Here is a 23,736-nt window from a genome sequence, read left to right as displayed (position 1 = left end):
AAATGCAGGAATTACGCATCGTACTTATCGTTGTTGGTGTTATTTTGATTGTCGCGTTATTAGCGCACGGTTTTTGGAGCAGCCGCAAACAACGACCAGAAAAATTGCTTAGTCCTAAAGTGTCAGCGAGTAAGGCACCTATATCGACCAGAGATGATTCGGGTTTCGACGATTTGGGTGTGGGCCAAGCTCGGGTGATTGGTGATCCGATTGACGACGCTATTTCTAACCTTGATGCGGCAGAGAAACCGGTGCTCAATCCTTCAAGTGTTGAGCCAGAACTAGAGCCAGAGGCAGAGCGAGAGCAACGCAAAGAGCCTGCATTTCATTTTTCTGCCGTTGATAGTGCGCCAGAGGTAAGTGATGTTCAGGGTTTAGATGGCTTAGTCGAAACCGTTAAAACAGAGGCCGAGGCAAGCTTATCGACTGTGGATGTAGAGTCAGCTCCGGAAGTTGAGCCCACGTTTGTTTATGATATGGATGAAGATAATGAGCCTGAGCCGCAGCCTAAAACTGAGCCGACTCAAGATCCAAATGCACCTGATGATGTATTCATTCTGAATATAATGGCTCAATCTGGCCGTTATCTTAAGGGCCCTGCGTTACTCGCCAGTCTTGATAAAATTGGGTTGCGCTATGGGGATATGGATATTTTTCATCGCCATTTAGATAATCGTGGCAGTGGCCCGATTATTTTTAGTCTGGCGAATATGCTCAATCCTGGCACCTTCGATTTAGATAAAATTGAGCAGTTGGAAACTCGTGGCGTCACTTTGTTTATGACGGTGCCGTGTAAAGGTGAACCCACTAAAAATTTTGCATTGATGCATAATGCGGCGACAAGCTTAGCCAAAGATTTGGATGCGATTATTTTGGATGATCAACGCAACCCTTTGACTCGGCAAACGGTGAACCATTACGAGCAGCGAGTACGTGAATATGAGCGTAAGCAACTTCTCGTAAACTAAAGTTATTATGTTTTTAGAAGCCTTTCCAATCGGTTATTTTGGAAAGGCTTTTTATTTTTTTAAGGTCGACGATGGACAAGCCAGAACAACAAATTAAGCAACTGATCTCCCTGCTTGAGCAATATAATTACCATTACTACGTGCTTGACCAGCCTTTGGTTCCCGATGCCGAGTATGACCGAATATTTCGTCAGCTACAGGGTTTAGAAAAAAACCATCCTGAGCTGCTAAGCAAGGATTCTCCGACTCAACGAGTCAGCGGAGTGCCTTTGTCGGTATTTGAGCAGGTTCAGCATGAAATGCCGATGTTGTCTCTCGATAATGTGTTTAGCGAAGCTGAATTAAGCGCATTTAACAAGCGAATCTCAGAGCGTTTACAGCGCACTGAAGCCATTGAATATTGTGTAGAACCCAAGCTCGATGGCTTAGCGATAAGTTTATTGTATGTGGATGGTATGTTGGTGCAAGCGGCAACGCGTGGTGATGGGAGTACTGGCGAAAATGTGACCGAGAACGTCAAAACCATTCGTTCGATCCCTTTGCGGTTGCGTGGAGAGCAATGGCCGGCTCGTTTAGAGGTTCGGGGTGAAGTGTTCATGCTGAAACAAGGTTTTGAGCGGCTCAATTTACTCGCTAAAGAAAAGGGTGAAAAAGGTTTCGCTAACCCACGTAATGCTGCCGCTGGAAGTTTACGCCAGCTCGATTCGAAAATTACCGCCACCCGTCCATTAGCCTTTTATGCTTATTCGCTTGGTGTGGTGAGTGAGCCTTTGAGTCAGAGTCATTACCAGAATTTGCAGAAATTAAAAGATTTTGGGCTGCCAGTTTGTCCTGAGGTTCGAACGGTGAGTGGCCATCAAGCTTGCTTTGATTATTATCAGGAAATCGGCGAACGTCGTAATGCTTTAGCTTATGAAATCGACGGTGTGGTGTATAAAGTTGACGCGCTCGCTTTACAGCAACAACTGGGGTTTGTTGCGCGAGCACCGCGTTGGGCGACGGCTCATAAATATCCTGCACAAGAAGAGATCACGGTGCTGCGAGATGTCGAGTTTCAGGTTGGGCGTACTGGTGCGATTACTCCCGTAGCTCGGCTTGAGCCAGTATTTGTGGGGGGGGTGACGGTAAGTAATGCAACCTTACACAATGCGGATGAAATCGAGCGATTGGCGGTAAAAATTGGCGATAGTGTGGTGGTACGCCGCGCTGGTGATGTGATCCCTCAAATTGCAGGGGTATTGTTAGAGCGCCGTCCAGAAGATGCTAAAGAGATCGTCTTCCCGATGACTTGTCCAGTATGCGATAGCGAAATTGAACGTATCGAAGGGGAAGCAGTGGCTCGTTGTGTTGCAGGCTTACGTTGCGGCGCACAACGTAAAGAAGCTTTAAAGCACTTTGTCTCACGTAAGGCCTTAGATATTGATGGTATTGGCGATAAGTTGGTGGAACAGCTGGTCGATGCGCAATTGCTAGAAACACCACTCGATTTGTTCCATCTCGCGGATAAGCAAGACGCGCTCATGGGATTGGAGCGAATGGGTGAAAAGTCGGTGAATAAACTGCTGGAGGGGATCGATGCTGCGAGAAATACCAGTTTGCCACGTTTTATCTATTCTTTGGGGATCCGCGAAGTGGGTGAAGCGACCGCTAATAATCTAGCTTTACATTTTAAGCAACTGGACGCGATTATTGCCGCCAGCCTAGAGCAGCTACAAGACGTGCCAGATGTCGGTGAGATTGTTGCAAAACATCTTCGATTCTTTTTCACCCAGCAGCAAAATGCTTTATTAGTTGAAGCTTTAGCCAATGAATTGACTTGGCCTGCAATTGAGTCTGTTGTTGTCGAAGATCTGGTCTTAGGCGGTAAGGTGGTGGTACTGACTGGTACCCTCAGTCAGTTGGGGCGCAGTGAAGCGAAACAGGCCTTACAAGGTTTGGGAGCTAAGGTTACGGGGAGTGTTTCCAAGAAAACCGATATCGTGATTGCCGGGGAAGCCGCAGGGTCTAAGCTGATTAAGGCTCAAGACTTAGGCATCGAAATTTGGGATGAGCAGCAGTTAGTGGATTTACTGCAAAGTTGAAGCTTGCATACGGTTGTCCTGCTTAAGGGCTGCTAGCCCTTAAACCTAGTTACTTTAGTACACCTTCCCGTGAGTTGATGTGCTAAAGGATGTTAACTAAATTTAATTAAATAAAGTGAATAATATGAGCCAGTTTGATTCCTTACTGCCCCCACAAATGGCTGAGAAAGCCGCTGAAGTGGGTGAGAGCAAAGCCACCAAAGATCCTTTTAAAGCCTTTATGTTGGCGCTGACCGCAGGCGTGCATATTGGGATCGCCTTTGTGTTTTACACCACGGTTACCACCGGGGCGGGTGATATGCCTTGGGGGTTTACTCACCTGATTGGTGGTTTGGCGTTTAGCCTCGGTTTGATCTTAGTGATTATTACCGGTGGTGAACTGTTTACCAGTTCGGTATTAACTTTGGTCGCCAAAGCCAGTGGTAAGATTTCATGGCCTCGGTTGGCAATGAATTGGTCCTTGGTTTATTTAGGCAATTTGGTTGGGGCTAGCCTATTGGTGATCCTGATGTTGGTCAGCAAACAATACACTTTTGCTGCTGGTGAGGTTGGAATTAATACCATGCGGATCGCCCAACACAAGCTGCACCATGACTTTAGTCAAGCTGTTGCACTCGGGATTATGTGTAATGTATTAGTGTGTGTCGCCGTGTGGATGACCTTCAGTGCCCGCAGTCTTACCGATAAGGTGCTGGTTACTATACTCCCTGTGGCGATGTTTGTGGCAGCAGGTTTTGAGCACTGTATCGCGAATATGTTTCAGGTACCGATGGCGATTGGTATTAGATATTTAGCCAGTCCGGAGTTTTGGGCTGCGACGGGACTCAGCCCTGCTGATTTTGCTGACTTGACCTTCTCCAATTTTATTTTTCATAATTTGATCCCGGTGACCTTAGGCAACATCCTTGGTGGTGGGGTGTTTGTTGGTCTAGGATATTGGCTGATTTACTTGCGTAAACCTTAGTATTCGTAGGGGCGTATAAACCTTCGAATAAGCCTGAGGGATATCACTCGTTGTTTAAGCAAGGACGTTTATTTGCGCGCTAATTTGGTGCGTTATTGCTTCATTCGCTTTCTGCAGCGGTTTATTGGTGCTCTTATTTAAGAAGTCTCAAGCCAAGAGAGGACTATTTGTAGGCTGGACCGAGGAATTGTCTGCTTTGGTGTATATTTTGCTTCGAGTAGTCTAGCAAGTATTTGCTGTTGTTGGATTTTTAGGTGGTTTATGTCGGTTTTATCTCCAAATAGTGTGTTTACGTCTTTACAACAAGAGGGACCATTTGCACTGACTCGTGATGCGGTGGTCGCTCATCGTTTTTCTCCTTCGGTGCGGCAGTGGGTAAAACGATTGCAACAAGATGGCAATAACGTTTCTAAGTATCGCGCCTTGCGTAGTCAAATATTCGAGTTCCTTGAAATTGATGACTTTTCTCAAATTCAAAGTTTGATTGATAGTTCTAAACTACGTAAAGAGCGCAGCGAACGCGCACTCAAATTACTCGGTAATATGTTTGGCTTAAATGGTAACCTTAACGAAATTTCTAATCGGGTTGATGAGTATGCGCGTACCGCTGATGCGGTGATTCATTCTATCAAAGGCAAAATTCTCGCCCCTTATGCCTCACACATTGAAAATACCAATGAAATAGAAGTTACCAATAACCCCGTCGAACTATTATTGATTATGTTCAATAATCAATATCACAAGAAAGCTCGCTTTGAGGCTCGTCGTAAACTGATTTTAATGACTCTCGCTGGTAGCATTGAGCAGCGAGAAAGAGAGACCGAAATAGAGGATAAATTTTCTACTTTTTTAGCTTTTTTGAATGGCTATGTTTGGAGTTCGGAGCTGAAAATTGGTGAGTTAGAGCCAGTGTACCTGCACTCTAAACATCAGGCGGAAGACTATGCTTGTAGCGAAGTGAGTGTGTTAACCCCCCAGCAGGCAAAGCTTATCCAAGATCAGCCTCGAGAGAAGTTAACCTTACTTAAGCGACGCAGTTTTACGGTTGGTGAGCGGCGGGTTCCCATCTATGTGTCTATCCGTAAGAAGCCACCTGAAGCCAAGGTTCTTAAGCTATTGCGTAAGAATCAAAAAAATCCGGCGGTGGCGGTGGACGACGAACTTGGGCTCATGGCGGTATTGGATTCAGTCAGTGATATCAAGGCCTTTCAAAAACATCTCACTCGCAGTGCTTCGAGGGCCAATTCCTTGATGGTATTAGAAGATATTTCTGATTCACTCACAGATAAGTCGGTGTATCGAAGTCGTGCGGTTGGTTCTAGCGATAAAACCCCGATGATGAAATTTTTTGCTCGTTTAGGAGGGATGCGAGTGGAGTTTATCATTCATACCAACCGCACTTGGCTGAACTATCGTTATCAGCAGGATGTGGCACATAATGAGTATGAGGTAAAACGAATGTTTGATACAGGGGTGATTGAACTGTTGTTCCCGATGGATATTTTTCATCTGAATCACCGTAAAACCCGTGATGAGATGATCCAGTTTTTTAGAAAGCAGATCGAGTCTTAACTCTTTTAGGGCGTAACAAAAATAAGGCCTGCCATAATGCAGGCCTTTTGTTGTTGTATTGCAAGCAGTCACAATTAAGATAGTTTTATCACGAATATCAATGAACCATTCAGATCTTTTTGAATGGAATAAGCGAAAAACGTTTATTGGTCAATATCGAGGATGGAATTTGCCACGATTGGTACTGCTGATATGATGGATTACTTGGCGTGTTAAATTATTTCGTCATAGTGTGGGATGAGTTTAAATAGAGGACGATATTTGTGGCTAAGATTTTGTTTAGTGCTTGTTTACTTGGGTGCAAAGTACGTTATAACGGTCAAGATTTAAAGTCAGAAAATCAAGATGTAGATTGGCTGATTGCACATCATCAAATCATTTCGTTTTGTCCGGAGGTCGCTGCTGGTTTACCGACGCCAAGAACACCTGCGGAGATCCAGTTGGGGGGTGGGGAAGATGTGTTACGCGGAGATGCTAAAGTGGTGGGCCAAGATGGAACAGATCTGAGTGATGAATTTGTGTTAGCAGCGGAATTAGCTCTGAAGCAGTGTCAAAAGCACCAGATAAAATTTGCGGTACTTAGCGAGTCGAGCCCATCCTGTGGTAGTCAAACCATCTACGATGGACGTTTTCAAGGTTATAAGAAGCCAGGTAAAGGCGTCACTGCTGCGTTACTGAATGAACACGGCATCATGGTTTATAATCAGCATCAGGCGAGTGCGCTCAAATCTAAGTTGCTTGCTTTAGCTGAATAGACCTTTGAATGGAGGGCTTGAATCATAGAGCTCGCCATATCATACCAATCTCACTCATTGTCTGTTGATTCTTGCTGGCCTAAATTAGCGCTAACTGCATTATGTATTTTGTAATTAGAGCCACTAATTACTGCTCTTCATACCTGGTGTCGGCAGATTTATTCTGCACTATAAGTTGATCATATCATTCATCAGATTGGTATGATGCGCTTTGATATTCAGTCCATTTATCCCCAAAACATTACGTGACAGCAAGCCAAGGGGCCGCATTGCTCAGCGAATAATGCAGGCCTTTGAAGGCGTACTTGCTCGTGTGGGGGCTTGAAGCCGTGATTCTCGGGTAAAAAAAAGCCTGCAATGATGCAGGCTTTAGAAGTGGTGGTCGCTACTGGGCTTGAACCAGTGACCCTCGCCTTGTAAGGGCGATGCTCTCCCAACTGAGCTAAGCGACCGAATTACTTGTTACTGGCAAATCGTTTGTTCAACCATTTGCTTAAATATGGTGGTCGCTACTGGGCTTGAACCAGTGACCCTCGCCTTGTAAGGGCGATGCTCTCCCAACTGAGCTAAGCGACCGAATTACTTGTTACTGGCAAATCGTTTGTTCAACCATTTGCTTAAATATGGTGGTCGCTACTGGGCTTGAACCAGTGACCCTCGCCTTGTAAGGGCGATGCTCTCCCAACTGAGCTAAGCGACCGAATTACTTGTTACTGGCAAATCGTTTGTTCAACCATTTGCTTAAATATGGTGGTCGCTACTGGGCTTGAACCAGTGACCCTCGCCTTGTAAGGGCGATGCTCTCCCAACTGAGCTAAGCGACCGAATTACTTGTTACTGGCAAATCGTTTGTTCAACCATTTGCTTGAATATGGTGGTCGCTACTGGGCTTGAACCAGTGACCCTCGCCTTGTAAGGGCGATGCTCTCCCAACTGAGCTAAGCGACCATCTTGTGGAGGCGTATTATAGGGTGGTCTACGAGTGTGTCAACGCAAATTTTAAGGAAACTGACTGCTTGTGCAAAATCTCATCAAATTGATTGCTTTCACGGCAAGCAGATACAAAGTTTCCACTGGATTTAGTCTCGCAGAGGCTGCTCTTATCTAGCGAATTCTTGCTAGTGTGTTAAAATTCGCGCCATTCATATTGCTTAATTATTGACTTAGAGAATACTCATGACAGTTCGCACTCGTGTTGCGCCTTCACCAACTGGTGACCCACATGTAGGGACCGCCTACATTGCCTTATTTAATTACTGTTTTGCTAAGAAGCACGGTGGTGAATTTATTTTACGTATTGAAGATACAGATCAAGCTCGTAGCTCTACAGAATCGGAACAAGCGATATATGATAGTTTAAGCTGGCTTGGCTTAAGTTGGGATGAAGGTCCTGACTGCGGCGGTGCCGTTGGTCCTTATCGTCAAAGTGAACGCAGTGACATCTATAAGCAATATGCACAGCAATTAGTTGATGAAGGTAAAGCATTTTATTGTTTTGCAACTGCAGACGAGCTTAATGAAATGCGCCAGCAACAAATGGCTGAAGGCTTACAGCCTAAGTACGACGGTCGTGGTTTACATTTAAGCGCTGAACAGGTTGCTGCTTATTTGGCTGAAGGGAAACCCTACGTGGTGCGCATGAAAATCCCTGAGTCAGGTAGCTTCAGTTTTAATGATTATCTTCGAGGTGAAGTCGAGATCCCATGGGAGCAAGTGGATATGCAAGTGCTGCTTAAGGCAGATGGCTTACCCACATACTTTTTAGCCAACGTGGTTGATGATCATTTAATGGGGATCACACATGTTTTTCGGGGTGAAGAATGGCTGAACTCAGCGCCTAAGTTACTCAAGTTATATCAAGATTTAGCTTGGGAAGCGCCGATTCTAGGGCATATGCCGTTATTACGTAATCCTGATAAGAGTAAATTAAGTAAGCGTAAGAACCCAACCAGCATTAACTATTACCGTAAAATGGGCTTTTTACCTGAGGCCTTACTCAATTATTTAGGGCGTATGGGCTGGTCGATGCCTGATGAGCGTGAAAAGTTCACTTTGGCAGAGATGATTGAACATTTTGATATGAAACGTGTTTCATTAGGTGGGCCGGTATTTGATGTTGATAAGTTGAAGTGGCTTAATGGCTTGTGGATCCGCGAAGAGTTAAGCGATCAACAATTGGCAGAACGATTGATTGAGTGGGCCTACAATCAAAACACCTTAATGGAAATTATTCCACAAGCTAAAGCGCGCCTAGAGGTGATGAGTGATTTAGCACCATTAGCGGGTCACTTTGTTGCCGGCATGCCTGAATATGCGCCAGAACTGTTAACAGCGGGTAAACTTGAAGAAGAACAAGTTCGTCGTCTTTTACAAATGTTCATTTGGCAATTAGAAGAACAGCGACAGTGGAATAAAGACATTGTATTTGCGGTGGCGAAACAGTTGTCTGCTTATCTTGATGTGAAAATTCGTGATTTCCTAGAGCCTGTATTTGTCGCGATTACCGGTAAAACCAGTTCAAGCTCGGTGGTTGACGCGATGGCGATACTGGGCTCGGATATGAGTCGCGCACGCTTACGTTTTGCGCTCAGTCATATTGGTGTGAGTAAGAAGCAAGCTAAGTCGCTAGACAAAGCCTATCGTGCCTATAAAGCAAGTTGTTAGATCTGCAAAATAAGTCCCGAATTGGTTTTAGAGACCGTTGTGACAAAATATTTATTCAAATCGCTATAAAAAAGCCAACTCGATGAGTTGGCTTTCCTTTCTAAAATCTTCTTATACCAATAATACACTGCCGCAGGCTGTAACCAATAAACCTAGCGCTAGCAGAAACTGCAATTGAAGTTTGATACTCATCGTGTTCCTTTAAAATGCATCAGTAGATGGTTCATCTTGCAACAAGCGGACTAGTTAAAACCATGAAACACTTCACAGTTTGTTTCTTGAGTGTGTTTTGAGTTAACAAAATCACATCTAGGTCTCATCAATTTTGCACCTTGTTGTTGATTTGTTGGGGAATGGTGTCAAAAGTAACACTGTTGCTTGAACCGTTTGTGTTGAACCTAGGTCGAACGAAGAGTTAAATATCCTTTTTGTTAATAATGTGCGTGGTTCAAAGTTTTTAATTGAATATTTGCTATGGTGGGTAATACTAAATCGTAGTTACGCTTTGTTTTATGAAATAAAACAGCGAGTTGTACGAATAAGAGAACGGTGCCTGACAGGTTTTATCGGTTTATCGAGTAAGGTGCCATTTACTTAAAATAATGACCTCAAAGGAGTGGGTATGTCTATTACGAGCCAATTAAGTCAAGAGCTTGACCTATTAATTATTTGTGTATCTGGTCGCTTCGATTATTCTCTACATCGAGAATTCCGCGCTTGTTATGAGCATGTTTCGGTTGAAGGCCTTCGGTTAGTTCTGGATTTAAGTCAGGCTGAATATATGGATAGTTCGGCACTTGGGATGATGTTATTACTGAAAGAACATGCGGAGAAAAGTAACGCTCAAGCCTTTACGATTCGCAAACCTTCCGCTGCTATCTTAAAAATTTTAGAGGTCGCAAACTTTGATAAATTACTCAAGATTGAAAACTAGTGGCAGATAGTCATCACTTGAGTTTTCTTCAGCGTGAAGTGAAAGGTAATGCGCTGGTTGTGGATAGTGCTCGTATCGATCGCCTATTGTTAGGAAAAGCGCTCAGTGAAATCGGCTATCAAGTGGTTTATGCAGAAGACGGTGTTCAGGCGGTGGCTGCGTTTGAACAACAACACATCGACATCGTGTTTATCGATGTGTTTATGCCACAGTTGGATGGTTACTTGGCAACCGAGCAAATAAAGCTGCTTAGTGGCCAGCGCTATACTCCGGTGCTATTTGTAACCGCTCAAACAGAAGTTGATGTTTTGGTAAAGTGCATCGCTTGTGGCGGAGACGACGTGTTACTTAAGCCTGTACATCAATCTATTTTGAAAGCAAAAGCGTTAGGGTTTGAGCGCAGTAAAGCTATCTACAACGAAATAAATCAATTAAATAGACAATTTCATGAGGAAGAAGAATTTGCTGAGCGAATATTTAGCAATGCGGTGTCTAGTTCTAGTTGTGCAGATCATGAACTATTAATTTTTTTGAGTAGTGCGTCAAGGTTTTCTGGGGATGTGATTTTTGCAGAGTATCGTCCAAATGGTGATATTCATGTATTACTTGGTGACTTTACCGGACATGGCTTACGAGCTGCGATTGGCGCGATGCCAGTGGCTGACATCTTTTATAGCATGACTCGTAAAGGATATTCAGCAGAGGTTATTCTAAAACAAATCAATCAACGGCTCTATCGGTTGCTGCCTACCGGGATGTTTATGGCTGCCACCTTCGTTGAAACTTCGGTGCAGCAGCAGTCGCTGATAATATGGAATGCTGGAATGCCTGACTTATTAATTTTTAATTCACAGCAACAGCAGATCCGTGAACAGATCAGTTCTAATAATATTCCCTTAGGGATTGATAAAAATGTTGAGTTTAATTTAAACGTTATTCAATGGCTAAAGGGGGATCATGTGTTGCTGTTTAGTGATGGTGTGACCGAGGCGCTTAACTCTAAGCAACAAATGTTTGGTCTGCAAGGCGTTGAACAGGCGATTATGGACCCGCAGCAACAACCCTCGTTTATTGCCAGTATTCAGCAACATTTAGACCAGTTTTGTGGTGGAGAGAGTCAACTGGATGATATTAGTATGGTGGAGATCCCTGATTTATTGAGTCGTGCTGGTCTGTACGCTGAAAATGCCTACCCTGCAACTCCTCGAGCGGAAGGTCGATGGCGTTGGCAACTTAGTTTAGATGCGCAGCGTTTACAAAGAATAACTCCTATTCCGTTGTTGATGACGACATTACAAGAATTGTCGGTGAATGAAACTGATCGAAATATACTTTTTTGTATTGTTAGCGAGTTATATAACAATGCCTTTGAACATGGGGTATTAGCGTTAGACTCGTCTCTAAAAAACTCCACGGATGGTTTCGCTGAGTATTATCAAATGCGAAAACAACGGGCGGTTCAGCTTGAACAGGGGTGGGTTAATATCTCGATTGAGTACCAAGCTGATGAAAGTCGTGAGTTTATCATCGAGGTTGAGGACAGTGGACTTGGTTTTGATGAGACACAGGTGTCGCAACTTTGCGAGCAATGGCCTTATTCTGGTCGTGGTTTGGCGCTGGTCGCATCGCTATGCGAATCACTTGAATTTTCTAAACAGGGATCTTTTGCTAGAGCCGTGTATCGTTGTCAATATTGAACGAGATGAAAGTAATTACGTGTAAATCGTTGACTAAATGAGCAACTGGCATGATTCCACTAAAAAGCGGTTGACACTTAAACCTCTGCTGCTTAGAATTCTGCTCGCTTTCAGGTTTAAACGCCTTAAGAAAGTGATGTGACTTGGGGCTATAGCTCAGCTGGGAGAGCGCTTGCATGGCATGCAAGAGGTCCGCGGTTCGATCCCGCGTAGCTCCACCAATTCACACCCTACCGTTTTTCGGGGCTATAGCTCAGCTGGGAGAGCGCTTGCATGGCATGCAAGAGGTCCGCGGTTCGATCCCGCGTAGCTCCACCAATTCTATTACTGTTCGGCTCGTTATTTTGCTTGGCTTCAATTAAACCTTGAATCAGTGACGTAACGATTTCAGCCGTTTTGTGGTTTGTTCTGAGCGATGGTCTTTTCCTTGAGTATTCCCTGCAATTAATATCTATTTTGTTATTAATAGATTGACTTATATAACAAAAATGACCAAGTAACTGGCTAATTTTGGGGTTTGCCAGCCATACTCTAGGTTCTATAAATAAGAATTCAGAGTATGCATAAACACACCTTCGGTACTCAACAATGGGTAGAAAGGATCAGCGAGCATGAGTTACCCGCACTTGCGGCTACAGTGCGCCTATTGGAAAAACTCGCAAAAGATGACACTTCCTCTCTGGCTGTATTGGGACAATCGGTATTACATGATCATGGGCTAACTTCACGTATTCTGCGGGTTGTGAATAGCATCAGTTATAATCGAGGGAGAACTCAAATCACCACCGTAAGTCGCGCGGCGGTGATCCTAGGCTATGATCGGCTGAAGCATATTTGCATTACTGCTCGGATGATTGATGGGTTATTGTCTAGTCGAGGTATTAGCGAGGCGGTATACCAGCGAGTGTTAAAGCTAATGGCCTGCTCTTTTCATGCGGCGATGCTGGCGAAGATGATGTTGGCGGATTATGCCGAAGATACGCAGGAAGAGGTGTATATTGCGGCATTGCTGCATAACCTAGGTGAGGTCGCATTCTGGAGTATGGGGGGCAGCATTACCGAACAGCTGGAACAGCAGTTACAGCAAAATGAAGAACCAGAACAGCAGTTAGTCTCAAAGCTACTAGGGACTAATTTTACTCAACTGAGTATTGGTTTGGCGAGTCATTGGAATATGGGGCCGATGTTAGTGAAGTCATTGGCCGAGCCGGAGCGTCGCTCGCCTGAGTTTCGTTGTATTCATTTGGCTCACCAGTTTAGTAAAGCGATGATTGAGCAAGATCTAGCTGCTCGCCAGCAAGTTTTTAAGTTGATCTCAGAACAAATGAAGTTGCCGATGCCTAAGTTGATTGAAATGGTCAATCATTGTTCTGAGGAAACCAGACAATTGGCCGTCTCGTATGGTGCAATTGTACTTAAACCCTACTTAAACTTTGGTGACTCGCCACCTCTGGAATTGGATGACCTTTCAGATGCAACGGCAAGTGATGTCTTATCTAAACAACATTTACAATTGCAGTTATTGCGTGAACTTACGCTAGTCACCACTGAAAATCCTGATTTAAACTTAGTGATCCATACTGCGATGGAAGGGATCCAGCGGGGGATTGAGATGAACCGAGTGATGGTTCTGATGGTGAATCCGGCACATGACGCGCTAAAGCTTCGTTTCGTGGCAAGCCCACAGCCAGAGCAAGACAAAATTGATTTTCAATTGAGCTTAAAAGGGGCTGATACGGTATTTATTCAAGCCTATCGAGATAAACGTAATATCTGGATGAATAATGCGACTGGTTCGCGTTTTGAAGGCTTGCTAAATAATCAGATCCGTCGAATCACTCAAGCGGGCCCATTCTTTCTAGCACCGTTAATTATTGAAGGACGCTGTATCGCGATGATTTATGCCGATAGGCTTGTGGGATCGGGTGCTGAGCCGCTCAATAAGGAGGACTTCGACAGTTTTGTACACTTTGCCAAGCAAACTAATTTATGTTTGTCAGTCATTTTAAAATAGGATGCTTACTGTCGCGATATGGTTTTGATATTAAAATCATAAATCAAGGCGGCTGAGTATGTTCAGCCTCCTTGGTGTGATTAACAACGGCGTGATTATTGAACTTGTTTCAACCAGGTATCGTCTTTAAACCACTTGTTATAGATTCGATCATAGGTTCCGTCCCCTTTAATTTGGCGTAAGTAGCCATTTAAAAAGTTTAGAAAATCAGGATCGCCCTGGCGTATGGCCCAACCGAGAGGCTCATAGGTGAAGGGTTGGTCAAGATGAATGACTTGAGTTTGGTGTTGCGAACTATAAATTGCATTGTAGGGTAAGTCGTAAATAAAGGCATCTGCTTTGCCATTGGCTATTTCCAATACGGCGTCAGCTTGAGACTCAAATAAGTTAACTTTAGCTTTTGGCAGGTAACGTTTAATGGCGCTTTCACCGGTGGTACCGAGCATGGTCACAACGGTGTATTGGTCGCTATTTAGGTCTCGGTAACTGCTTACTTTGCCTTTCAGTTTTGGATTTAACAATACCGACTGACCAACGACTACGTAAGGGTCTGAGAAGTTTACTTGCATGTTACGTTGTGGCGTAATGGTCATTCCGCCAGTAATAATGTGGCATTTACCCGTGAGTAGTGTTGGAATAATACCATCCCAAGCAGTATTAACTGGCACATATTTAACGCCCATAGCGCGAGCCATTTGTTTGCCTAAATCGATATCAAAACCGATAAATTGACCATTTTTAGCTTTGATTTCAAAAGGCATATAACCGGCCTCAAAACAGACCCGTAGTTCACCTGCTTCAGTTATCTCTTGTAATAGGGTTTGTTGCGCAAATACAGAGCTGGATAGTAAGGTGATGGCGGCAAGCGCCGAGTGAATAACGCGTTTCATAGTCGTCCTTGTTGTGTGGTTATGTTTGGCTTATTTTGGATTTTATATGCTGTTTTGTTTGTCAATGTAGAGATAAATCCAATTTATCCTACATCTTTATAGCAGAATAAACTGATTAGTGATAGTCATCGCCTGTTCATTTAAACCCTAGATATTTTTAATTCATCAAGGCTTTTATCGTTATTACTAGATGAAATTGCCAGGGCAGGTGCATTGAACTGAGAAATTGTTTGATTTATGTCTTTATGAGGGCTGATTGCTAGTTGGATATATTTTTTTGTACTTATTGGTTTTTGTTGGTTTTAAGAGTATTTCTAGGTGAGGCATCGGGCATCGGCGGCCCAGCAAAGCCAAGTTTGCTGGGCCGCTGTGGGTCTATAACACCATTGACAAAAATTGTCGTAGTCGTGGGTGAGCGGGTTGGTCGAAGAACTTTTCAGGTGAATCTTCAACGAGCAATTCACCGTCCTCCATAAACAGTACTCGGTCTGCCACTTCACGGGCAAAGCCCATTTCGTGGGTGACCACCACCATAGTCATGCCGTCAGCGGCCAGGCCTTTCATTACATCCAGAACTTCCCCCACCATCTCTGGATCAAGCGCTGAGGTTGGTTCGTCAAATAACATAATGTTGGGCTGCATCGCTAAAGCACGAGCGATAGCGACTCGTTGCTGTTGCCCGCCAGACAAGTGCGATGGATAGTTATTCATACGTTCCGAGAGACCGACTTTAAGCATTAAGGCTTTAGCTTCATCTTCTACTTGTTTTTTAGGTCGTTTAGCGACTTTGAGCGGCGCTAACATCACATTGCCTAAAGCAGATTTATGCGGGAACAAGTTGAAGTTTTGAAAAACCATGCCAACTTCTTCGCGTAAGCTATTAATATTGGTTCCCTTGGCGTACATGTCGGTTCCATCAATGCTGATGCTTCCGCTGCTAATTGTTTCCAGTTGGTTGAGGGTACGTAAGAAGGTTGATTTACCCGAACCTGAAGGGCCCACGATTACCACCACCTCACCGCGAGACACGGTTGCTGAAACGTCTTTTAGAGCGTGACAGCCATTGGGGTAAATTTTATTGATTTTTTTTGCGACGATCATTTCATCGCCTTGATAATCTTTAGTCACTGGCTGCTAACCTCTTTTCTAAGCGTTGAATTGCCCAAGATAAACTGCTGGTGAGTACTAAGTAGAGCAAGGCAACAGTAAACCAAACTTCGAAAGGGGCGAAACTACCACTGACCACTTCTCGGCCTGCTTTGGTTAAGTCGGTAATTGAGATCACCGAGACTAAGGAAGAATCTTTAATTAGGTTAATGAATTGGCCTGCCATTGGGGGCAGGGTACGTTTAAAGGCCTGTGGCAAAATGACATTAATCATCGCTTGGGCATAATTCATACCTAGAGAACGAGCCGCTTCCATTTGTCCTTTGGGAATCGATTGGATCCCCGAACGGATTATTTCCGCTACGTAGGCGGCGGTAAACACCGACAGAGCGATGACTCCAGCAGTAAAGCGTTCAATATCAAACACGGTGCCGATAAAGAAGTAGACGATAAAAATTTGTACCAATAACGGTGTGCCGCGAATGATCTCAATATAGGTAACCGCTAGTTTCGCCAACGTTGGATTGGCAGCGATACGCATTAAACCCACCATTAGCCCGATGATAATTGCGAAGAATAGCGACCAGATGGAGATCTTGATCGTCACAATTAGACCTTCCGCTAACGGACCCATTCGCCAGGATTCTGAGGATGCGAGCTGATCACCTTCGAATACTAGGTCGCCTTCATATACGGTTACATTTTGGTAATCGCTGAGTTTTACCAGGATATCACCGCTATCTGATACTAGTGCTAGTTTTCCCGAGGCATCGCTGTGAATACTTCCATCTTGCGGTGCGGTAATACTAGATGCTTCGGTATTGATTATGTAGGGAACAACCCGTTGCCAATTCCAGTTGTAGTCAATTTTTTTACCGGAAAGATAAATCAGTACACACAGGCTGATGAGAATGGCAGCAAATAGACCATTCCAGAGAATATTTTTTGTTAGAGTTTTCATCTGAAGCTCTTATTTTTCTTTATATATGGCATAACTTTGCGTAACTTTGAGGTTTATCCCCTCGTTACATAAAGAAAGTGGCTGGATAAGCCAGCCACCGAGATCTATCTATTGTACTTGTTTTAACCAAGCGTCATCTTTAAACCACTTGTCGTAGATCCGTTGGTAAGTGCCATCACCTTTGATTTGGCGTAGGTAGCCGTTCAAAAAGTTTAGAAAATCTGGATCGCCTTGGCGGATTGCCCAACCGAGGGGTTCGTAGGTGAAGGGTTGGTCTAGGTGCTCCAATTGACCTTGATGCTGGGCGGCATAGATGGCGTTAAAAGGTAAGTCGTAGACGAAAGCATCCGCCTTGCCGTTGGTGACTTCGAGTACAGCATCCGATTGATTTTCAAATAAGTTGCTTTTGGCTTTTGGGAGGTAGCGTTTCACTGCGCCTTCGCCTGTGGTACCAAGTTTGGTTACGACGGTGTATTTGGCATCATTTAGATCCCGATAGCTGCTTACCTTTCCTTTTAAGCTAGGGCTAAGCAGAATAGATTGACCTATCACCACATAAGGGTCGGCAAAGTTAACTTGCATGTTACGTTGTGGCGTAATTGTCATACCGCCCATAATGAGATGACATTTACCTGTCAACAAGGTGGGAATAATACCATCCCAAGCAGTGTTGACTGGCACATATTTTACGCCCATCGCTCGTGCCATTTGCTTACCTAAGTCGACATCAAAACCAATGAATTGACCATTTTTGGCTTTCATTTCGAAAGGCATATAACCAGCATCAAAACAGGTGCGAAGTTCTCCTGACTGAGAAATTTCTTGTAATAAGCTTGGTTGCGCAAATGCGGCACTAGAGAGTAGTGTGAGAGTGGCAATAGCCGATTGAATGACACGTTTCATAGTTGTCCTTGTTGTGTTTTCGTAGTTATTTTTATTGTGGCCATGTTCTGTCTAATCCGTTCAAAACAGTGATACGCCATCGTCTTTTAGGGATGTTATAGCAGAATATACTAACAAAAGGTAGTATCGGCTTTGGGGTAAAAAAGCATAAAAGTAGAATAATTATTAAGTAAACAGCCATTTAGTTGGTTAAATAGGCTTATTTTTAGATTTATGATAAATGCTTGTCATCGGCTGAACTAGTTGGAAAATCTTAGATATGATTAAATCACAGCGAATTGATGGTTAAATGTTATTCGGCAATGTTTTTTTTGGAGTAAATAACCGCGTGCGCTTGAAGATACCGAAGTTGTCTAGGCTCTCCAATAACGCCTTATGCAAAGTGATATAAATTGGTGCTAAGCTCGCCTTTATTCGGTTTACATTACTATTTTTGACGATTTCCATTGAGTTTTTTAATCATGCAATAGCTTATTAGTCGTGTTGCAATGACTGGGTGATTGGCTTAGTTTGTTGTAGGTTAATGAAGTCGCCTCAACAGATCCTGGGAGGCTGTATGCTAGATATGGATAGGCGAATGGCTGATAGTTTCTTATTATTTGATCCGCTTGAGCATGACTTGGTCAGCAATAAAATTTTACCACTATTTACTCAGGTGGTACTACCCAAGGGATGGGATCCACAACAGCCGCCAATATTTGAAGCGGATAGCCTCGTGTATTGCTATTTAAGTGACGCGCAATTGTCATTGGCAATTGCTTTAGCGCTTGAACAAGGATGGACTCTTGCCATCTTGCCACACCCTCTTGCGAGTCATGCGAAACGGGGTTTTGCTTTAAGCTCTGATCTTGAAAAGTCGATAAATCATTTACAGACGGCACCCACTATCAACGTAGACGTATTACGTTGTAATGGGCTGGTTGTGTTGAATCATCTGGTGGTTGGGCATAGTTTTAATTTGCGTCCTGGTGGTCATAACGCGCCATGGCGTCAACGGGTGCTGCAAACTTGGCGTAACCTTCTTAAAGTCTCAAAGATCATGCCTCAACGACTGCGTTTAACGACCGCCAGTGAGACAATTTTAGACACCACCGTAGTCGGCGTAGTGATACTTGAACATGCTCATGGCTCGATGTTATCGAAGCAAATTTTACAGGACACCCACGCTAATGACGGTATGTTGCAAAGTATGTTGATAGCGCCACGTAGCATCATGGAAATGTTACGTTTTTTATTGTTAGCCATGTTTGGTCGGGTGGTAAAAAAACCGAGCTTTCTTAGTTTGATCAAATCTAAATCGATTGAAATTGAAGCGAATCATCAGTTTGACTATTGGCTCGATGGTGTCAAAGCATCCAGTCAACGGCTGCATGTTGAATGCTGTCATCGGCAATTACGGCTGCTTCCTTCTGCCGATTTTGTTTATCTAGATAATGTCACGGCAGTCAAAGAGAATCGTAAGATTGGCAAACTTCCTCGGGGAGAGGCTATTGCCGCAATGGCCGCACATCCACTGCCTTTAATCGCGCATGCTGCAACTGAAGAGTTTAAAGAGCTTTACCAATTGCTACGTGACAATGCTACCACCTCGTCAGCCTTTTTGATGTTAATGATTTTGTCTACTTTATTGGCGAGTATTGGTTTGTTTGCAAATTCTGCACCGGTGATTATTGGGGCAATGATATTGGCACCGATGATGGCGCCTATTATTTCTTTATCAATGGCCTTAACTCGACAAGACTCTAGCTTGATGACTAAAAGCATCGCAAGCTTAACGACTGGTTTGTTTGTTGCTTTGGGGTTTGCTGCCTTGGCCAGCTTCATTATGCCTATGGAAGTTGTCACTTCTGAAATTGCTGCTCGATTGAGTCCCAATTTACTGGATCTGGCGGTCGCTATTATCTCCGGCATTGCTGGTGCCTATGCGCATGCACGTGTTGATGCGGCCAAAAGCTTGGCGGGGGTTGCTATTGCGGTGGCTTTGGTTCCACCACTGGCGGTCACCGGGATCGGTCTTGGCTGGTTTGATCTGAATGTTGCGGGCGGTGCATTTTTATTATTTCTAACTAACTTTGCGGGAATTGTCTTTTCTGCGGCTTTAACTTTTTTAGCACTGGGTTTTGCTCCTTTTACGCGAGCGAAGAAAGGTTTAGCAATTGCCTTGCTTGCGGTGACGGTGGTTAGTATTCCTTTGGCTTTTAGTTTTATGCGTTGGTCTGAAGAAGCGCATATCGTGCAGCGCTTGCAAGGGCAAAGCTTTGAGTTTTTATTGGTTCGTTCGGTGCGTGTGCAAAGTGTTGAGCCGCTGGTCTTAAGTTTGCAACTTGTGTCATCTCATGCGGTGAACGATGCTCAGTTAGATCAACTAAAAGATCAAATCATCCAACAATTAGGCAAGCCTTTGCAGCTGGAAGCGACAGTGATCGTGAGGCGCTAGAATTTACAAATATAGCGGGGTCATTTGTCGCCAGTAACGGCCACGGTGAGCTCGCCCCTCCCATTCAACCAGATGATGCTTAATCCCTTTGTGATGTAGAATGTGACTGAGCACATGATTGTTTTGCAGGAAGGGATCTTGGTTGCCAATGGTAAAGACCAGTTCGGTATTGGCCAGCTCTGAGAGCCGTTCTGGGCAATTCATGTTTACCAAATAATGGGTCGGTGTATGAAAATAAATATTTTCATCGTAGAAACCATCAAATAAATCAGTAAACGACTCTACTTGCCAAGTCAGGTCAAAGCGCCCGGAAAAGGCTGCCAATTTATTAAATAGATGAGGATGGCGAAACACGATATTCGCGGCATGAAAAGCGCCCAGTGAACAGCCATGAGAAATTGTGCAGGGATGTTCATTTTTTGCGGCCATCAGCGGAAGCACCTCACGTAATATGTAATTTTCGTATTGCTGGTGGCGGGTAATTCGCCCCGAAGGGTGCGCCCAAAAACAATACATGCTTTCGGCGTCGATGCTATCTACGCAATACAGTTGTAATTGGCCTTGGTTTATTTTGGGGGCAATAGCATTCACTAAGCCCAGGTTTTCATATTCATAAAAGCGGCCGCCACGGGTTGGGAAAACTAATACTTTTGCGCCTGCGTGGCCAAATATAAGCAGTTCCATGTCTCGGTTGAGGTTGGGACTCCACCATCGATGATATTCACGATTCATAAGGTTCACTCAAAGGTTCAAAAAAAAGTTCCAGCTCTTGCTCTAACTGTTGGCGTTGCTGTTGTTTTGTGGGGTAATCAAAATGACCAGCCCTAAGCAAAAAGCGTTGCTTTGGCTGCGGCGCTTGGTTGTAGGCAGAGAATTGACCGGGGGGGGCAACACAGGGATCGAATAAGGCTAAGGCCCAATGGCTGGGAATGCTGAGATAACGGGCGGCGGTTGCTGAATCAAAGTAACGTAGGGTCGACAGCGCCAACTGAGGCTCAGCGTTATAAAATTGCTGCAAGGCTGCGCCGCTGCCGAGGGTGGGTAATTTTAAGCGGAGTGGTACATTACCAAAAGTGGGGACATGGAAATGCGCCCGCTGAATTCGCTTATCAAAGGCGCAGGCAAAAATGCCAAGCCCCCCACCAAAGCTACTCCCCATAAATCCCAGGTTGTTAGTCACTTGTGGAAATAAACGGATTAGAGCAGTCGCTGCGCACCACAAATCTTGTACACATCCGCCGATGATATAACGTTGTTTGTCTTGGATATTATGTAATACGTGCCACATTGGGTTATCAGATATCGGCGCTTTGGCACTGCGGCCAATGCCGCGAACACAAGGCATTAAGATCGCAGTATGTTTGAGCGAGAGCCTTGAGTTAAGCTCACGAATGCCACCATAACCATGCGCACTAATTATGGCTGCATTAATGTGGCCAGACTTTGGCAGTAGTAACCAGCCACCGCAACGGACTTGCTTGGTAGAGTTGTAATAACAATCGAAAATGCGCCAGGAACCACGAACCTGCTGAGTATCTTGTAGCGAAAGATAGGGCGCAACCGCTAAGGCTTGTCGATACTTTTGTTGCCAAAACGACTGAAAATCTTCAGGTGCGTCATTTGGCTGAAGTGCATCTAGTTCGGGCAAACTAAAGCCATAATCGGGCTCAAACTCAAAAGGATGCTTTAGTTTGCTTGGCATGATAGGCAGGTCTCGGCAATCAACTCATGAAAACTATAAACCGTTTATATGACGTTTTTCCAGACAATGCTTGTATTTAATATTAAAAAAATCAACAACTGGTCCTCGCGATTCATTGCGGTAGTGAGGCTGGCGTTTGATAGTTGCAGTGAGCGGGTTGCAGCAGTAAGACAAGCCAAGGGCCGGTTTTGAATGCTAGACTCCAGTCGTCACCGTCTCGGAAGGTGGCTTTGGTCGCGTTGTAATATTACCGATCCATCTGGAGCGGGGATAATGCAAAAAATATTACGCAGTTAGTGTCAAGTGTGGACGGTAAATATTTAACTCGACATTTTTGCTGGTCGCAGTGGAAAACGAAGCTGGATAACGGAGCGAAGCTAACAAGCATGTTTAGTATATAAAAAGCCTCAGTAAGATCCCTGAGGCTTTTACTTTTTGCGACATTATTTGCCCGGATGACTAGCATCATAGGAAGTTTGAGCCAGTTTTACCTGATAAGTGTTTTGCTCAGTCCAACGCGCAAAGTTTTTTATCGTTTTGGAAAAGGACTCTCCAAGGGAGGGCTGATACTCAACAGTCACCAGAACCGTATTTTCTGGGAAATGCCTTTCACCTCACTTTTTATCCTATTGAAGCGGCGTGAACCTTTTGCGAGTAGCTCTAAGATAAGTTGTATCCAACTGTCTGCGAAGCTATCGAAAAAGCCCTTGCGGGACAGCTTTTGGAGTCAATATTATAGGCGCCGTAATTGTGCTCGGTGTTTGAGGACATGAAGTTGATCCCTTGTTAATTTGGTCATTGTGTTTATGCACCAATTTTAAACTTGTTTCGCCTGAACTTCAGAATATCAAGGATGATGCCGATAAAGGCCGCTCCCAAGCATTGACCAAAGGTTTGTATAAAGGCCAAAACTCTCGATGCATTGCGGCTGTTTTCACGAGAGATATTGGCCATTATTCCAGGGTTATAGGACTTTTAAACGAAGATTCGCATCTTAGATATCGATAATGACACGTTGAACCAATTGCAAGGCGGTGTCGATACCTGTCATGTTTGTATATAGAATACCGTTAGCCCCAGAATAATGCCCATGACCTATCGGTTTCATTAGATAAGTGCTTTGTGGATCATCTAAATCGATTGATGCTGCATAGATCACCGAGGGTTGTCCAGATGAACCAGAACCACTATAAATAGGGTCTTGAGGATATTTGTCTTTGGTGTAATAAGAATTGAAATCATAAGAGCGATTTATTTCCATCATCACTCTAAACTGTCGCAAAGCGCTGTTCACTTTACTGTTAATATCGTAGTTTCCGAGGGGAGTTGCACCAGTCACGCCATCTAAATCAGTATTATTAGCATCCGGCACCATGAGGTTGTTTTTATACTTTACTCCACGTTGATGTGCCCAATAGGGGAGGGCTTCAGGGCGACTCACCAAGCCAAATAGATCCTCGTTAGGAATAAAACCGCCATTACTGGTTTTTTGAGTAACGTATAAAGTATCAATATAGTGACCGGCCAAATCTTCAATCCAAAAAGCGACCTGGGGCACAGTGGTGTAAGTCATGCCTAAAAACAGTGCTTGTGGTTCCGACTCATAGTGCTCCCCTTTACGCAATTCAATTGAAATTGGAAGACCATTGCTGCCAATGTGGGTGGTTAATGTTTGATAACTTCCTTCACTAAGAGTCACTGATTTACGAAGTTCTTGACCAAAGCTTAATACGCTACTAAATGGTGGGACTGCTAATATGACTCCGAGCGTAAGGCTTAATATACTCACCACACTGGTGGTTAACCAAAGCTTAGCTTTATCCTGAGTTAAATAAGTGAGGATAACTCTAAAGTTGTTCCGTAAATGGAATGCCATTAACAGGATGAATGCAATACCGAACCAAGTATGTATACCTGCTATTATTTCGTTATAAGCCATTCCATAAGAAAGTACACCAGTAACGGCCATGCCCATTAATGCGCCAACAAGGTTAATACTCACCCAAGATCGACTATTACCATTTCGTTTTTTGGTTTTTGACCTAGAAGCCGAAGGTAGCGCATGTGTTGAATGTTCACGCATAATA

At 44.1% G+C, this 23,736-nt stretch carries 18 protein-coding genes and 7 tRNA genes; 12 read left to right on the top strand and 13 right to left on the bottom strand.

All coding sequences use genetic code 11. The features are described 5' to 3' along the window. Positions 1-2: 2 nt before the first annotated feature. The 5 genes from zipA (at position 3) to ACRRSY_RS16125 (ending at position 6,340) form a co-directional block, all read left to right on the top strand. On the top strand, positions 3-968 hold the full coding sequence (zipA, locus tag ACRRSY_RS16145; protein WP_432452225.1) for a cell division protein ZipA: 966 nt from the start codon (positions 3-5) through the stop codon (positions 966-968). Between the two features lie 71 nt (positions 969-1,039). Next, entirely contained in the window at positions 1,040-3,049 is a 2,010-nt protein-coding gene (gene ligA, locus ACRRSY_RS16140) for an NAD-dependent DNA ligase LigA (RefSeq protein ID WP_432452226.1), read from the top strand. 124 nt (positions 3,050-3,173) lie between these two features. After that, positions 3,174-4,013, top strand: a complete 840-nt coding sequence (gene focA, locus ACRRSY_RS16135; protein WP_432452227.1) for a formate transporter FocA — start codon at positions 3,174-3,176, stop codon at positions 4,011-4,013. A 261-nt stretch (positions 4,014-4,274) separates the two neighbouring features. Then, positions 4,275-5,585, top strand: coding sequence for a hypothetical protein (locus ACRRSY_RS16130; protein WP_432452228.1), 1,311 nt, complete (start codon positions 4,275-4,277; stop codon positions 5,583-5,585). 263 nt (positions 5,586-5,848) lie between these two features. Beyond that, positions 5,849-6,340, top strand: coding sequence for a DUF523 domain-containing protein (locus ACRRSY_RS16125; RefSeq protein WP_432452229.1), 492 nt, complete (start codon positions 5,849-5,851; stop codon positions 6,338-6,340). Positions 6,341-6,716: 376 nt separating this feature from the next. Here ACRRSY_RS16125 and ACRRSY_RS16120 read toward each other — a convergent pair. The 5 genes from ACRRSY_RS16120 to ACRRSY_RS16100 form a co-directional block, all read right to left on the bottom strand. Beyond that, positions 6,717-6,792 (bottom strand) — tRNA-Val (locus tag ACRRSY_RS16120). 48 nt (positions 6,793-6,840) lie between these two features. Continuing rightward, positions 6,841-6,916, bottom strand: a tRNA-Val gene (locus ACRRSY_RS16115). A gap of 48 nt (positions 6,917-6,964) precedes the next feature. Continuing rightward, a tRNA-Val gene (locus ACRRSY_RS16110) sits at positions 6,965-7,040 on the bottom strand. Positions 7,041-7,088: 48 nt separating this feature from the next. After that, a tRNA-Val gene (locus tag ACRRSY_RS16105) sits at positions 7,089-7,164 on the bottom strand. A gap of 48 nt (positions 7,165-7,212) precedes the next feature. Further along, positions 7,213-7,288, bottom strand: a tRNA-Val gene (locus ACRRSY_RS16100). A 228-nt stretch (positions 7,289-7,516) separates the two neighbouring features. On the opposite strand from ACRRSY_RS16100, the gene gltX reads away from it, so the two are divergent. From gltX to ACRRSY_RS16070, 6 genes are all read left to right on the top strand, one after another. Continuing rightward, positions 7,517-9,004 carry a glutamate--tRNA ligase gene (gene gltX, locus ACRRSY_RS16095; RefSeq protein ID WP_432459840.1) on the top strand — a complete coding sequence of 496 codons (1,488 nt, stop codon included), beginning with the start codon at positions 7,517-7,519 and terminating at the stop codon, positions 9,002-9,004. A gap of 622 nt (positions 9,005-9,626) precedes the next feature. Beyond that, positions 9,627-9,938, top strand: a complete 312-nt coding sequence (locus tag ACRRSY_RS16090) for an STAS domain-containing protein (RefSeq protein WP_432452231.1) — start codon at positions 9,627-9,629, stop codon at positions 9,936-9,938. Then, positions 9,938-11,635 (top strand): ATP-binding SpoIIE family protein phosphatase, encoded by a 1,698-nt coding sequence (locus ACRRSY_RS16085; protein ID WP_432452232.1) that lies wholly within the window; start codon positions 9,938-9,940, stop codon positions 11,633-11,635. The genes ACRRSY_RS16090 and ACRRSY_RS16085 overlap by 1 nt, the downstream gene beginning before the upstream one ends. A 145-nt stretch (positions 11,636-11,780) precedes the next feature. Then, positions 11,781-11,856 (top strand) — tRNA-Ala (locus tag ACRRSY_RS16080). A gap of 21 nt (positions 11,857-11,877) precedes the next feature. Then, positions 11,878-11,953, top strand: a tRNA-Ala gene (locus tag ACRRSY_RS16075). A gap of 241 nt (positions 11,954-12,194) precedes the next feature. Next, a complete protein-coding gene (locus ACRRSY_RS16070; protein ID WP_432452233.1) occupies positions 12,195-13,649 on the top strand; it encodes an HDOD domain-containing protein in 1,455 nt (484 codons plus the stop codon). A 95-nt stretch (positions 13,650-13,744) separates the two neighbouring features. Here the strand turns inward: ACRRSY_RS16070 and ACRRSY_RS16065 are convergent, their stop codons facing one another. The 4 genes from ACRRSY_RS16065 to ACRRSY_RS16050 form a co-directional block, all read right to left on the bottom strand. Next, the gene (locus ACRRSY_RS16065) at positions 13,745-14,539 is read right to left on the bottom strand and encodes a transporter substrate-binding domain-containing protein (protein WP_432452234.1); all 795 of its coding nucleotides are present in this window, start codon (positions 14,537-14,539) and stop codon (positions 13,745-13,747) included. Between the two features lie 375 nt (positions 14,540-14,914). Beyond that, positions 14,915-15,640, bottom strand: coding sequence for an amino acid ABC transporter ATP-binding protein (locus tag ACRRSY_RS16060; protein WP_432456156.1), 726 nt, complete (start codon positions 15,638-15,640; stop codon positions 14,915-14,917). A gap of 19 nt (positions 15,641-15,659) precedes the next feature. Further along, a complete protein-coding gene (locus tag ACRRSY_RS16055; RefSeq protein ID WP_432459837.1) occupies positions 15,660-16,607 on the bottom strand; it encodes an amino acid ABC transporter permease in 948 nt (315 codons plus the stop codon). Between the two features lie 108 nt (positions 16,608-16,715). After that, entirely contained in the window at positions 16,716-17,510 is a 795-nt protein-coding gene (locus ACRRSY_RS16050) for a transporter substrate-binding domain-containing protein (RefSeq protein ID WP_432452236.1), read from the bottom strand. A gap of 577 nt (positions 17,511-18,087) precedes the next feature. Between ACRRSY_RS16050 and ACRRSY_RS16045 the strand changes: the two genes are divergently transcribed. Then, complete coding sequence (locus ACRRSY_RS16045) at positions 18,088-19,947, top strand: TIGR00341 family protein (protein ID WP_432463632.1); 1,860 nt, start codon at positions 18,088-18,090, stop codon at positions 19,945-19,947. A gap of 3 nt (positions 19,948-19,950) precedes the next feature. Here the strand turns inward: ACRRSY_RS16045 and ACRRSY_RS16040 are convergent, their stop codons facing one another. From ACRRSY_RS16040 to ACRRSY_RS16025, 4 genes are all read right to left on the bottom strand, one after another. Continuing rightward, positions 19,951-20,679, bottom strand: a complete 729-nt coding sequence (locus ACRRSY_RS16040; protein ID WP_432463631.1) for an esterase family protein — start codon at positions 20,677-20,679, stop codon at positions 19,951-19,953. Continuing rightward, positions 20,669-21,649, bottom strand: coding sequence for an acetylxylan esterase (locus ACRRSY_RS16035; RefSeq protein WP_432452239.1), 981 nt, complete (start codon positions 21,647-21,649; stop codon positions 20,669-20,671). Before ACRRSY_RS16035 ends, ACRRSY_RS16040 begins: the two co-directional genes overlap by 11 nt. 577 nt (positions 21,650-22,226) lie before the next feature. Continuing rightward, the gene (locus tag ACRRSY_RS16030) at positions 22,227-22,316 is read right to left on the bottom strand and encodes a hypothetical protein (RefSeq protein ID WP_439022902.1); all 90 of its coding nucleotides are present in this window, start codon (positions 22,314-22,316) and stop codon (positions 22,227-22,229) included. A 327-nt stretch (positions 22,317-22,643) separates the two neighbouring features. After that, positions 22,644-23,732, bottom strand: a complete 1,089-nt coding sequence (locus tag ACRRSY_RS16025) for a DUF4405 domain-containing protein (RefSeq protein ID WP_432459835.1) — start codon at positions 23,730-23,732, stop codon at positions 22,644-22,646. Positions 23,733-23,736: the final 4 nt, after the last annotated feature.

The sequence above is a fragment of the Agarivorans sp. QJM3NY_33 genome (assembly GCF_050870865.2).
Lineage (GTDB): Bacteria > Pseudomonadota > Gammaproteobacteria > Enterobacterales > Celerinatantimonadaceae > Agarivorans.
The sequence above is the reverse complement of the archived record's forward strand: the minus strand, read 5'-3'. Positions and strand labels throughout refer to the sequence as shown.